General features: G+C 32.3%; 16 protein-coding genes and 1 pseudogene. 13 read left to right on the forward strand and 4 right to left on the reverse strand.

Features of this window, described 5'->3' with window-relative positions; translation table 11 throughout:
* Positions 1-33: 33 nt before the first annotated feature.
* On the reverse strand, positions 34-393 hold the full coding sequence (locus MK119_RS05750) for a helix-turn-helix domain-containing protein (RefSeq protein WP_290671747.1): 360 nt from the start codon (positions 391-393) through the stop codon (positions 34-36).
* A gap of 113 nt (positions 394-506) precedes the next feature.
* Here MK119_RS05750 and MK119_RS05755 point away from each other — a divergent pair, with 113 nt between their 5' ends.
* From MK119_RS05755 to MK119_RS05780, 6 genes are all read left to right on the forward strand, one after another.
* Positions 507-1,100, forward strand: a complete 594-nt coding sequence (locus MK119_RS05755) for an NAD(P)H-dependent oxidoreductase (protein WP_290671748.1) — start codon at positions 507-509, stop codon at positions 1,098-1,100.
* Positions 1,101-1,103: 3 nt separating this feature from the next.
* Positions 1,104-1,751: a peroxiredoxin-like family protein gene (locus MK119_RS05760; RefSeq protein ID WP_290671750.1), complete on the forward strand. Its 648-nt coding sequence runs from the start codon at positions 1,104-1,106 to the stop codon at positions 1,749-1,751.
* Positions 1,752-1,778: 27 nt separating this feature from the next.
* Entirely contained in the window at positions 1,779-2,750 is a 972-nt protein-coding gene (locus MK119_RS05765; protein WP_290671950.1) for a bestrophin family ion channel, read from the forward strand.
* Positions 2,751-2,915: 165 nt separating this feature from the next.
* A complete protein-coding gene (locus MK119_RS05770) occupies positions 2,916-4,124 on the forward strand; it encodes an aminotransferase class I/II-fold pyridoxal phosphate-dependent enzyme (RefSeq protein ID WP_290671752.1) in 1,209 nt (402 codons plus the stop codon).
* Positions 4,121-5,194 carry a fatty acid desaturase gene (locus MK119_RS05775; RefSeq protein WP_290671754.1) on the forward strand — a complete coding sequence of 358 codons (1,074 nt, stop codon included), beginning with the start codon at positions 4,121-4,123 and terminating at the stop codon, positions 5,192-5,194. Before MK119_RS05770 ends, MK119_RS05775 begins: the two co-directional genes overlap by 4 nt.
* Positions 5,169-5,786, forward strand: a complete 618-nt coding sequence (locus MK119_RS05780) for a hypothetical protein (protein WP_290671756.1) — start codon at positions 5,169-5,171, stop codon at positions 5,784-5,786. The genes MK119_RS05775 and MK119_RS05780 overlap by 26 nt, the downstream gene beginning before the upstream one ends.
* 9 nt (positions 5,787-5,795) lie before the next feature.
* Here MK119_RS05780 and MK119_RS05785 read toward each other — a convergent pair whose 3' ends face one another.
* Positions 5,796-6,062, reverse strand: coding sequence for a gliding motility-associated C-terminal domain-containing protein (locus MK119_RS05785; protein WP_290671952.1), 267 nt, complete (start codon positions 6,060-6,062; stop codon positions 5,796-5,798).
* Between the two features lie 394 nt (positions 6,063-6,456).
* Here MK119_RS05785 and MK119_RS05790 point away from each other — a divergent pair, with 394 nt between their 5' ends.
* The 7 genes and pseudogenes from MK119_RS05790 to MK119_RS05820 all read left to right on the forward strand — a co-directional run.
* Positions 6,457-6,813, forward strand: a complete 357-nt coding sequence (locus tag MK119_RS05790; RefSeq protein ID WP_290671757.1) for a hypothetical protein — start codon at positions 6,457-6,459, stop codon at positions 6,811-6,813.
* A gap of 289 nt (positions 6,814-7,102) precedes the next feature.
* Positions 7,103-7,453: a hypothetical protein gene (locus tag MK119_RS05795; protein WP_290671758.1), complete on the forward strand. Its 351-nt coding sequence runs from the start codon at positions 7,103-7,105 to the stop codon at positions 7,451-7,453.
* A 364-nt stretch (positions 7,454-7,817) separates the two neighbouring features.
* Positions 7,818-8,012, forward strand: a complete 195-nt coding sequence (locus MK119_RS05800; RefSeq protein ID WP_290671760.1) for a hypothetical protein — start codon at positions 7,818-7,820, stop codon at positions 8,010-8,012.
* A 27-nt stretch (positions 8,013-8,039) separates the two neighbouring features.
* Positions 8,040-8,525, forward strand: coding sequence for a TonB-dependent receptor (locus tag MK119_RS05805; protein WP_290671762.1), 486 nt, complete (start codon positions 8,040-8,042; stop codon positions 8,523-8,525).
* A 282-nt stretch (positions 8,526-8,807) separates the two neighbouring features.
* Positions 8,808-9,014, forward strand: coding sequence for a hypothetical protein (locus tag MK119_RS05810; protein WP_290671764.1), 207 nt, complete (start codon positions 8,808-8,810; stop codon positions 9,012-9,014).
* Positions 9,015-9,017: 3 nt separating this feature from the next.
* Positions 9,018-9,266, forward strand: a complete 249-nt coding sequence (locus tag MK119_RS05815; protein ID WP_290671766.1) for a hypothetical protein — start codon at positions 9,018-9,020, stop codon at positions 9,264-9,266.
* 236 nt (positions 9,267-9,502) lie between these two features.
* A pseudogene (locus MK119_RS05820) lies at positions 9,503-9,847 on the forward strand (DUF4249 family protein); the annotation flags it as partial.
* Between the two features lie 100 nt (positions 9,848-9,947).
* Here MK119_RS05820 and MK119_RS05825 read toward each other — a convergent pair.
* The gene (locus tag MK119_RS05825) at positions 9,948-12,002 is read right to left on the reverse strand and encodes a PepSY-associated TM helix domain-containing protein (RefSeq protein WP_290671768.1); all 2,055 of its coding nucleotides are present in this window, start codon (positions 12,000-12,002) and stop codon (positions 9,948-9,950) included.
* Positions 12,002-12,304 carry a hypothetical protein gene (locus MK119_RS05830; RefSeq protein WP_290671770.1) on the reverse strand — a complete coding sequence of 101 codons (303 nt, stop codon included), beginning with the start codon at positions 12,302-12,304 and terminating at the stop codon, positions 12,002-12,004. The genes MK119_RS05825 and MK119_RS05830 overlap by 1 nt, the downstream gene beginning before the upstream one ends.
* Positions 12,305-12,676: the final 372 nt, after the last annotated feature.

The following is a 12,676-nucleotide window of genomic DNA, read 5'->3' on the forward strand; positions in this document are numbered from 1 at the left end:
AATTGATAAAAAATGATGGTGTTTCAGACTTAATTATACGTCTACAATCTTACACGCTTCAAATTCAACGTCTTCAAAACTAGCTGCAGTCCATTCGCTAAGTTGGCGTAAAATGGGTAACAATGCTTCCCCGACTTCAGTCAAAGAATATTCTACACGTGGCGGAGTTTCGGCAAAACGTTCCCGATTAATGATACCATCTTCTTCCAATTCTCGCAATTGTTCTGTCAATACTTTTTTTGAAATCGTTGGAATAAAAATGAGAAGTTTTCCAAAGCGTAAATTTCCATTTGCCAATATGTAAATAATAATAGGTTTCCACTTTCCTCCTATAATATTCATTGCATGTACCAAACTGCAATGATTCGGATTATCAATAACTTTTCGTGCCATGGTTACGTTTTTGTAACCACAAATTTATGCAAAAAACCCTCAATAGTCTCGAAAATAAACTATTAAAAGTATCTTTGTGAAACTTTTAAAAAATTATCAAATCATAAAAAAACATGAAAAACATATTCATTATTAATGGTCACGAGGAATACGAATTCTCAAAAGGAGCATTGAATAAAAGTTTTGTAGAACGAATTGAAAATATACTTCCTAAAGAAGAATTCGACATCAAAACAACAACAATGAAAGACGATTTCAACATCGAAGAAGAAGTTGCAAAGCATCTATGGGCCGATGTAATCATACTTCAAATGCCCGTGAACTGGATGGCGACACCTTGGAGTTTTAAGAAGTATCAAGATTATGTATATAGTTTTGGAATGGATGGCAGATTGTGTGCTGGCGATGGACGATCAAGACAAGATGCTACCAAACAATATGGAACTGGCGGAACCTTACAAGGAAAAAAATACATGCTATCATTAACTTTCAATGCGCCAAAAGACGCTTTCAATAATGAGGATCAATGGTTTTTTGCAGGCAAAAGTGTAGATGATTTATTCTTACCTACACACTTAAATTTTAAGTTTTTTGGCATGGAAGCCTTACCAACATTCGCAGCGTATGACGTGATGAAAAATCCAACGATTGAAGATGATTTTACACGATTTGATGCGCATATCTCGGATCATATTCTAAATGCTTAAGTCATGACTTTTGAAAAACGATTAGTCAATCTCAAACAGAAAATTGAGAGCGGATTGCCACAAGAAGCAATTCAGATCATGCACCATGCTACAAAGGTCTTGCAAGAAACAGGAATTGAAAATACAATTCTAAAAGTAGGCAAAAAAGCACCTGACTTTCGTTTACCAGATCAAAATGAAAATCTGATAAACAGTCAAGATGTGCTCAAAAAAGGACCAATGATCCTTACGTTTTATCGTGGGGTTTGGTGTCCATATTGCAATTTAGATTTGAGCAATTTAAAACGACATCTGAGTGTATTGGAAGAAAGTAATGCGACCTTGCTAAGCATTTCTCCGCAAATTGCTAAGTATAATGCAGAAATTGTAGAACGCCAACGCTTGCCTTTTGATTTGTTATCGGATAAAGGAAATGAAATTGCTGCTGCATTTGGTTTACGTTGGACAATGGCTGATCCGTTAAAATCTTTATACAACGATCAATTTAAAATCAATTTGCCTACTTATAACGGAGAAGACAGTTGGACATTACCAATGCCTGCTCGTTATTTGATTGATCAAAAAGGAATTGTACGTTATGCAGAAGCTAAAGCGGATTACACTAATAGACCAAATCCAGACGAACTCATCAACGTTTTAAAATCGATTTAATTACATATCTTGTAAAGAGACATCCGAATACACTTTAAACTCTTACACCTTACATCATGCTCATTTATCATTTCGTTTAAAAATAATGCCTTGTACGGTCGCCTATGGGAAGCTCGAAAAATTTGGGGCGGAATTGTAAATGCTTCTCGCTCTTTTGCGATTATGGTGAATGATTTTATTAAAAATGAACATGCAAAAGAAAAGTATTCCAAAGAAGAATTGTTCAAAATCAAAAAACAGTTGATCATGCGTCATGTAGCGTGGATGACTTCATTGCGTTATGCCTTACGTGCACCAAAACCTTGGGAACTTTCTCGAAGCAACAAATCTGATAAGGAATACATGGATGGTATTCAAATCAATGAACGTATATATACTTTATCAGAAGAGTTGGATGGTTACGTCACTGAAGAAGAAAAACAATATATTTTAAGCAAAAAAAACAAGCAAGCAGCGTGTATCAACTTACAATCTAAGCAACTTCGTTCATTAAAAGAGAGCGGTCATATTTGGGAGTTTTCTTTTTTAGAAATGGAGCAAATGATGGTAGAGTTTTTTACACTACAAGGGAAAGCGGAACGCATAAAAAACTTTCCTTATCCTAGACAATTTGCTACTTTAAATAGATTCTTTATTTGGATTTTTGTCTTGTTGTTACCTTTCGGAATGATGCATGAGTTTGATGAAATTGGAAATGAAATTGTAGCATTGACAGAAACTTGGGAATTGCATCCTGAAGGTAATTTTCATTATATCATTGAATTCATTGGGCCAAATTTTGTTTGGTTCACCATTCCGTTTAGTGTGATCATTTCTTGGATTTTTCATACGATGGAACGCATTGGTGAAGTTTCAGAAAATCCATTTGAAGGAATTGCCAATGATGTTCCTGTAACGACAATGGCACGTGGCATTGAAATTGACATTAGACAAATGATTGAAGATGATGTTAATGAAATCCCTGATCCGATCGCAGAACAAAATGGTATTCAAATGTAAAAAGATCATTTATTATATGCTATATAAAAACCTGTAACAAAATCCATGTTACAGGTTTTTATTATTGTATTGATTTGTCCTATTTTCTGACTGAATGAGGATTCTAGACATCCGCTAAATACTATCCATGTACATTTATGTCATTACATTAAAAAAGACATTACCATGGATATTTTTGAAAGAATACAAAATCACAACGGACCAATTGGAGCATTGCAAGACATCATAGAAGGTGACTTTGCTTTTCCGAAATTTGAAGGAAAAATTTCCAACCATATTTTCTTTAAAAATAAAGAACTTATTTGTTGGAGTTATAATAATTATTTAGGGCTCGCAGGCTCAAAAGAAATTGACGAGATCGATACTTTTGCTCAAAAAAAATGGGGAATTACCTATCCAATGGGTTCCAGAATGATGACAGGCGATACGGTTTTACATGATGAATTTGAGCATAACATGGCTGAGTTCGTCAAAATGGAAAAAGCCTTGCTACTCAATTTTGGATATCAAGGAATGGTTTCTCTTGTTGATGCTTTATTGTCTCCAAATGATATCGTGATTTCCGATGAGCAATGTCATGCCTGTACTATCGATGGCATTCGATTGCATCGCGGAAAAAAGTTAATCTACAAACATAACGACATTCATAGTCTAACTGAACAAATACAGATTGCACAAGAACTTATACAAAAAACGAACGGTGGCATTCTAGTCATCACTGAAGGCATTTTTAGCATGTCGGGCGCACAAGGAAAATTGAAAGAAATTTGCGATCTAAAAAAAGAATACGATTTTAGACTTTTGGTGGATGACGCACATGGTTTTGGAGTATTGGGTCCAAATGGAAGTGGCACTGTATGTGAACACAACTTAGAAGATAAAGTAGATTTATACTTTACAACCTTTACAAAATCAATGGCTTCGTTTGGCGCTATCATTGCGGGCAAGAAAGAAGTAATCAATTACTTTAAATACAATCTTCGTTCACAAATGTTTTCAAAATCATTGCCAATGCCAATTGTATATGGTTTGAATGAACGTTTAAAAATTATACAAAAAGCGGACAATCGTAGAGAAAAATTATTCGCTGTTACAAATCAACTTCAACATGGTTTACAAGAACGCAATTTATTAGTAAAACATGTGGACAGTCATATTACGCCTGTTTATTTTAACATAAAAATGGAGGAGGTTTTTCATCTTCAAAGAGAACTCGTTCACAATTTTGGTGTGTATTGTTCTGTGATTATTTATCCTGTTGTTCCAAAAGGCGTAGTTATTTTCAGATTGACACCAACATGTTTGCATACCAAAGAAGATGTACAATATACCTTAGAAGCGTATGATATGGTTTTTCAAAAACTGATGGTATGAAAGCAAAAGTAACATTTCCAAAAGAGTCAGATTTCTTTCACAAAGAACTTTGTCAAGAAGTACAATGTTATTTTGAAACAAATGCGTTTTCTAAATATGGAAACACAGGTCTTGTAGCAAAATATATACTTATAAAAACATTATTTTTGATTGCATACTTCCTTGTGTTTTTTGTTCACCAAAGTTACCTTGTGTTTTTACTTTTTGGTATTCTTGGAGTTTTAGGAATCATTTTGGCGATCAATGTGGCGCATGATGCTATTCATGGCATAGCACATTCCAAGAGTTGGGTGAATTCGTATTTTAAAATTCAGCTTGATTTGATTGGAGCAAATTCATACACTTGGCAAAAACGACATCAATTTGGACATCATACATTTCCAAATACCCACGGAAAAGATCCTGATTTGACACAAACAAAAATCGTCAAGATTTTACCAAAAGCCACACACAAATCGTATCATAAATTTCAATATATCTATGTTCCTTTTTTGTATGCTTTTTATACGATCAACTGGATTTATATTCGTGATTTTACAGATTTTTTTGCTAAGAATTCATTCTTGAAAAAGATTCCGAAAAAGGAATATGTCAAACTGACTGTTTTTAAAATGGTGTATATCTCTGTTTTTATAGTATTACCAATTCTTTTTACATCATTCACTATTACCCAAGTGTTATTTGGACATTTTATTTTACATATTGCAGCAAGTTATTTTTTAACATTAGCATTGGTACCATCGCATGTTTCCGAACATGCTGTTTTTGTAACTCCAAACAACGATGGTAAAATGCCGTATTCGTGGTCGCATCATCAACTAATTACAACGACCGATTTTGCTACCAATTGTCAGTTGACAACCTGGTTACTTGGCGGTTTTAATCATCATGTGGCGCATCATTTGTTTCCAAAAGTTTCGCACATTCACTATCCAAATATTACACCTATCATTCAACAATTAGCAAAAAAATACAACGTACCATATCATCAGGAAAATAGTGTTTTTCAGGCGTATCAATCACATTTTAATCTTTTAAAAAACAATGGAGAGCAAGCAACAACTATCTAAAGAAGAACAATTGCAAAACATACAACTCATCAGAAATCGGTTCTTGAAAAACCCAAGAATGGCATTACTATTTAACAAGGGTAAAAAAAGCTTTTCAAAAAACGTTTTTAATGCAATTAATTATTGTTTTAAAGTAGCATTGCGTAACAACGGTGTGTATGTTGCTGAAAATAAAAAAACGATTGTGTTGTTTTACGAACATCAAAAACTAAAAAAAAGCTTTGGTGATTTTTGGAGATATCTTAAGGTAGTAAAAGGCATTCCGTTAGCAAATATTAAAAAGGTATTACATAATGAAAAAGAGATCAAAAAGCACAAATTAAAAGTTGTCAATTATATCTATGTCTGGTTCATTGCACAAGAAGAAGGTTATGGGAGTTTGGAAGGTTTGAACGAAATTAACAAAATGCTTTTTAGACTTTCAAAAGAACGTAAGTTGCCTATTCTCTTTGAAACATCTGATATTCGTTTGATTCGTTTTTACAAACATGTAGGTTTTGATGTGTACAAAAAACTCAAAAATGGCGAGGAAACCATTTATTTTTTTGCAGATAAAAAGACATTAGATAAACATACATTTTACAATATATAATTTACCCTTTTACATATATCCACCATTGCGCATTTCTTGATCTTCATCCGTAATCATATAAAAATAGGTTCCTGTCTGTACAATATTTCCGTTTTTATCTTGTCCGCCCCATTCGTTTTTATAATTACGAGCTTGATATACTTCAATTCTGTTTCTATTAAAAATTTTCACGCTTGTTGCACTCATCCAAGAAATATCAAAAGTATCATTGAGTCCATCACCATTTGGAGAAATTCCTTGTGAAATGGTGCAATTTTCAAAAATCCAAACCTGCATTTCTCCCAAAGTACCAAATATTGGCTTCGCCTTGTGCGAGTGTGAATGAAAAAGTAAGTAAAAGTAGTGTGGTAAGTGGTAATTTCATAATCAGGTTTTGTATGCAGATGGTTAATTTTAAAAAAGTTGCGTATTATTTTAAAAAGTTTGCGTAAAAAGTACATATGCGACTCTCTTTACATAAAAAACAAGCAAATCAATTGCCTGTACAATGCATTCAACTTCCTGAAAACCTTCAAAAGAAACAAATAAAACAAGAATCCATTACAACCCTTTCTAACATATTGGCGTCACTCCAATAAAAATTAACTTTTCTCAAAAAAAAAGCAAAAAAAGAGGTTACGTTTTTCTTGCTGTTGGTATATCTCTACAATAACATAAAGTAAAATCAATTATGAAAAAATTTATCGGAGTTATTGGAGGAGTATTAATCCTAATTTCTGTTTTCTTACCTTCCATTACTGTAGGACCTATTTCTGTTAGTTTATGGCAAGGCGCGCCTTCAAAAGGAGCTGTACTTGTATTTATGGCTTTTGGAGCTATTGTTGCCGCATGCTCATATCTTGGAAGAAAATGGAGTAAAATAGTTGCTGTCATCTTTGCGATTTTGGCACTTGTTATTGACTTTATTTGGATTTCAGATGCTAGTGGTCAAGGAGCTTCTACAGGTATTGGATTATGGATTGCTGCAATTGGAGGAATTATGGGAATTGTAGGGGCTTTTATAAAAGATAAAAAAGTTGCTAGTTAATATATATTACTTCATTAAATATAAAAATCCATTCGTATGAGTGGATTTTTTTTATACCTATCATTATTTTAAACCTACTATACACAAGGAAAAAATATTGACTTTTGATCAAAAAAAATCACAAATTCTTAAATAAAAAACATAAATTGTAAACATTATTCGTAAAGATCAAAAAACTTACAAATAAAAAATATCTCCTCAATTAATAATAGCCTTAAAAGATGTAACCCAGCATCTCTACAAAATCACAATCAATTAATCAAAACTAACTAATTCAAATCAAACTATTATGAAAAAATTTATTGGAGTTATTGGAGGAATTTTAATCCTTATTTCTGTTTTTTTACCTTCAGTTACTATAGGACCTATTTCGATAAGCTTTTGGGATGCACTTGCTATGAATTCAACTGCTTATGCTTTTATTGCATTTGGTATTATTGTAGCACTAAGTTCTTATTTAAGACAAAAATGGAGTAATATAATAGCCGTAATTGTAGCTATTATAACCTTAGGTCTTGATCTTAAATATATAATTGACGCCTCTAATATCGGATTGGGTTCTGCAGGTATCGGATTGTGGGTTTGTTTAATTGGTGCTATTATGGCAATTGCAGGACCTTTCCTAAAAGCAAAAAACTAATTCAACATTAAATAACTTTATCACATACAAAAGCCGCACAAACATCTTCTGTTTGTGCGGTTTCTATTTTCTAGTATGGTTTCAAATAATTGCTCTTCTTTAACTCCAGAAAGGAAAAACTATATTATCGAAGAAGCTTTCTAATTTCTTTACAAATTCTTACGTAAATCTTTCAGGAAACTTGCGCTGGAACCATATTTTTAACATTAAACTATTTGCGAATCTCTAACTAATTTATAGTTGTTATAACTACAACCTTGAAATTAACACGAAAGGTGTTGACTATAAATCAGACATTTACAATTACAACATTCGTTATGATGTAGGTTATTATTTAAATGATAAACTAAAATTTGCTTTTGGTGTGAGTGGAATTCGTTACAATTTCAATCCAGAACAATTAAATCTACTTGATACTACTTCAGTAATTAATTCAAGGAAATTAGATGATAAATTTGCTTTTGAAGTTGGAATTTATGCAGGTTTAGAATATAAAATTTCTGAAAAACTAACGGCTCAATATGGTATTCGCTATAGCTATTTTAATCGCTTAGTATAGTAGATACTGAACGATTATGCCAATAATTTGCCTGTAATTTACAATGTAGATTTAGATATTTATGAGCGTGCAAATCCCATTGGAAAAACGACATATGGCAAAGGTAAAAGTATTGCATCTTTTGATAATTTTGAACCACGATTAGCATTGTCTTATCAACTGAACGAGAAATCTTCTGTAAAGGCAAGTTACAATCGCATGGCACAATATCTACATTTAATTTCCAATACAACATCTGCTACACCTTTAGATGTTTGGGCACCAAGTGGGAAGTTTTTAAAACCACAAATAGCCGATCAATATGTGGTTGGGTATTTTAGAAACTTCAAGAATAATATGTTTTCTATTGAAGCAGAAGCGTATTATAAAACCATAGACAATCGAGTTGATTATATTAATGGTGCTGAACTTGTGGCACAAAATACGATTGAAACAGAGATTTTGATCGGAGAATCTAGAGCGTACGGACTAGAATTCTTACTTCGCAAAAACACAGGCGATTTTACAGGTTAGCTTTCGTATACACTTTCTAAATCAGAACAACGTTCGCCTAGCGTTGCAATTGGCGGTATAGGACTTAACAATGGAAAATGGCACAATACTCCTTGAGCCAAAACACACGATATTTCATTTACGGGAAGTTACAAACTGAATGAAAAATGGCGATTTGGCGCTAATATGATGTTTCAAACTGGACATCCTGTTACGTATCCAAACGGACAGTTTCAATTCAATGAATTGTCCATCGCCATCTACTCTACTTGAAATGCAGATCAATTACCTGCCTATCACAGATTGGATATTTCGGCAACTTTAACACCCAGAAAAAATAACAATCGTAACTGGAAAGGTGAATGGGTTTTTAGCATTTACAATCTTTTCAATAGAAGAAATACTGCTTCCATATCTTATGGACAAAATACAGATACAGGTATAAACAAAGCTACACGTACTGCTATTTTTGGCATTATTCCTTCAGTAACCTACAACTTTAAATTTTAACTCATGAAAAAGACAAAAATATATAACAGCACAAGTGTAATTCTTGTAAAACTTAGTTTTTTAATTTCGTGTACAGACACGGTGGATGTTGATGTTCCGAATGCTGGTAGCAGATTGTTGATAGAGGCTCTCATAAATTGGGAGAAAGGTACTTCGGGACAAACACAAACCATTAAGCTAAGTGAGTCTACTGCGTATTTTGATAGCAATCTTGATGTTTCTGTTACAGGAGCTTCCGTAATTGTAACCTAAGAAGATGACGGAATGGAATTCATTTTTCAAGATCAGAATAATGGTAATTATGTTACGACTAATTTTGTCCCGCAATTAAATCAAGAATATTCTTTAGAAATTCAATACAATGGGCAAACCTAAATAGCAACAGAAAGGTTAATACCTGTTTCTAATATTAATTCGATAGAACAAGATATAGAAGGTGATTTGGATGAAAGAGAAATACAGATCAAGATTTTTTTTATGATCCTGAAGATATTAATAATTATTATTTAGGCGAATTCATTCCTTCCAATTTGCCTTTACGAACCCTTGCGGAACTTAGTGATGAGTTTACCGATGGAAACGAAAATTTTATTGAATATGACAATGAAAATTTAGTTACAGGCGAAACTGTAGACATAAAATTGTATGGAATTTCAGAACGTTTTTATAATTACATAAGCATAATAATTCTCCAAAATGATGACGCTGGACTTTTTGCAACAACACCTGTACAATTAAAAGGAAATTGTATCAATCCAAACAATCCTGATGAAGAAGTTTTAGGGTATTTTAGATTGAGTGAAGTAGATCAGACATCCTATATAATCAATTAAAATAAAGATTTCTCAGTGTTAATTAAGTGTATTTTTTAGAAAGGAAAAGCCATATCAATTTTGATATGGCTTTTCCCATTTTAATTCTGATATGAAAAAATTATTTTCTCCAATTATTTAAATTTTTAATTAGGAAAATACTAGTGATCACCATGAGCAATAGCATAAATATTTCTGAGATATTTCCGCCTTCAAAAATAAGAGCTGTTACAAAATGATATACATTGTATAAACCTGCAATACTTGCCCAAATGAGTGATGTTATTTTAAACCATTTTTTAGAAACTTCAATCGTTAATAATCCAAAAAATAGACATAAGCCTTCAAAGAGAATTCTATATATATGATGAAAAAATGGAGCTTCTCCTGTAGCTCCTTCCATTACTAGGGTTTCATTGTAGTAAATGTTAAACAATCCATACATGTGATGGATAATCCAGCCAATTCCAAGAAGTATCCAAAGGATGACAATTTTTGTTCTCATAGGTATGTGATTTTTATCTTCAATGTTTTCTGTTTCTAATAAATTTTTGTTCAATTTTTTAGCTTCTTCAGCCAGTAGTTTTTTTCGATTTCTATAATCGATAGGATATTTTGTGAAAGCACTTTTTTCTTGAATATTTGGTTTTATTTTAATGTACACCAACAAGCCAATAATGGACAAGAATATCCAAAGAATATCAATCGTAAAAATTTCTATCTGATGATTTTTATAAGTATTCCAAATCCAGTTATTATGCAATATTCCATTTGTAATAGGAATCAAAAAACCAAAAATTGAACCTAATAATAGATTGGTTCTATTAGTGACATAATTATTGCGCTTGTATCGGAAGAATAGAATAAAAGCCAACCAAACGATAAAGAAAAAAGTATATATAGCTGTCTGCTTGTCTACAAAATATCCGTTTGTGAATTTTACAAACAAAAATGACAAAGCTGTTACTGGAAACATTGTTAAACAGATAGCTAAGTATATATGTCCAACTTTTGCTGTATGGAGTCTTTGGCGAAATGTCATACTCTTTTTATTTCGTGCTTCTATCCAAATAAGTACTCCTGTTAGGATGACAAAACAGGTGATAAAAGCCAAAATAAAATAGCTAATTTTCATAGAAACGCCTCCATAATTAGCAAAATGCAAGCGTCCCATCAATCGCTGTGAATCTTCTAAATAGTTAAACTCACCAGGTTTTTTGATGTCTTCAATTTCACTTGTGTAAGGATTATAAATTATTCGCCCAAGACCAATAAAACGCTCCTTAGCATGCAATTCTCCTAAAAGAACATACTTCATATTAGTTCCACCATAATTTTTGATAAAAGCACGAGTTACGGTATAGTTATCCCATTTTTTTGTGTTCTCTATTACATACGTATTTAAGCATGGCATTTTTTCGTTTGAAGGTGCTATCCATTCGTAGCTTTTTACATCTGGGCGCATATCCGCTATCAATTTATCTTGATCACCGCCGTATAAGAAATTTGCAGGAAGTAATACCAAAATAGACAACCCAAAATAAGCGCCTGTGACTGCAAACATAAATTGATATGGTAACCCTATTACTCCAAGTGCAGTATGTGAATCTGTCCAAACACGTTTAAGCGTTGATTTAGGATTAAAATGATAAAAATTTGGAATGATTTTTTTCCAATGCACTATAATACCCGTAACAATGGCGAATAAGAAAAATAACGCAACAAAACCTGCTAAATAGATTCCTATAATAGGTATTTGTTGAAAAAAGTGCAATCTATATAAAAACTCTCCTAAACTGTATTGTTCTTCATAGGATTTTGTTTCTAATGTTTTAGTATCGAGATATAAAAATGTACTATGATCATCTACAGTTTCAGCCAATGTGTCTTTTTGAGCACTCATAAAGACTGAGATTTCATCACTTTCAACACCAAATCTCAGTTGAACATCTCTACTTCTTAAATCGTAGTCTTCATTGAGTTTCTGTAAAATGCCATCAAAATCAATATGTTGTTTTTCTATGTGACTTATCGGTGTCGCATCTTCCCATACTTTTATTTCATCTTTAAACAAAGCAAAAGCTCCCGCAAAAAAAATGATGTACAGCGCAACACTTATGACGATACCACTTACTGTGTGCGTATTAAAGAAAACATTGTAATTTCGCTTAGTCATTATAAAAATGGATTGTGTTGGTTACCATAATGATATATTATGTGTAGTATGACAATGATGATGAGATATAAAGTCCAAGCCTTCCAGCCATTTGTAAATAAAAATGGAATAATGAGAAATAAACACCAAACCATAAAAACTGTAAAAATAGAAGTGATTAAAACTTCTTTAGGGTATGGTAAAAACAATGGTAAACATAGGTGTATCAAAGCTGTAATAATATAACCTCCTATAACACCTGCAGTAATTTTAGCAAATTGATGCCAAGGTGATTTATTTAAATACTTAGGATTAGCTGGCATAAATTGTAATTAATTCTACTGTTAGTGAAATGATAAAAGCAACAAATAAATACTTGTAATTAATAAGTTTTATAGGATTGATCATGATTACCAAACTCAAGAGTGTCATCAGAGAAATTAGCCAAAAAAGAAGTCCTGATGTATTGCCAAGATAACGTGTACATAAGAATAATGCTATCACATATAAAACACTTCCTATAATCTTTGATAATTTCAGATGAGATTGAAACCATTGTTCCAGCACAGTATTTGTGTTTAACATTGCTTTTTTAGAAGTATTAAGCCAAAAAAAGCAGCCAAGTGTCATTAAAAAAATAATACTAGTAATCATCGTTATTTTTATAAACCAAGTAACTCCAAACACAAAATGTT

It is taken from the genome of Kordia sp. (assembly GCF_022447245.1).
GTDB lineage: Bacteria > Bacteroidota > Bacteroidia > Flavobacteriales > Flavobacteriaceae > Kordia.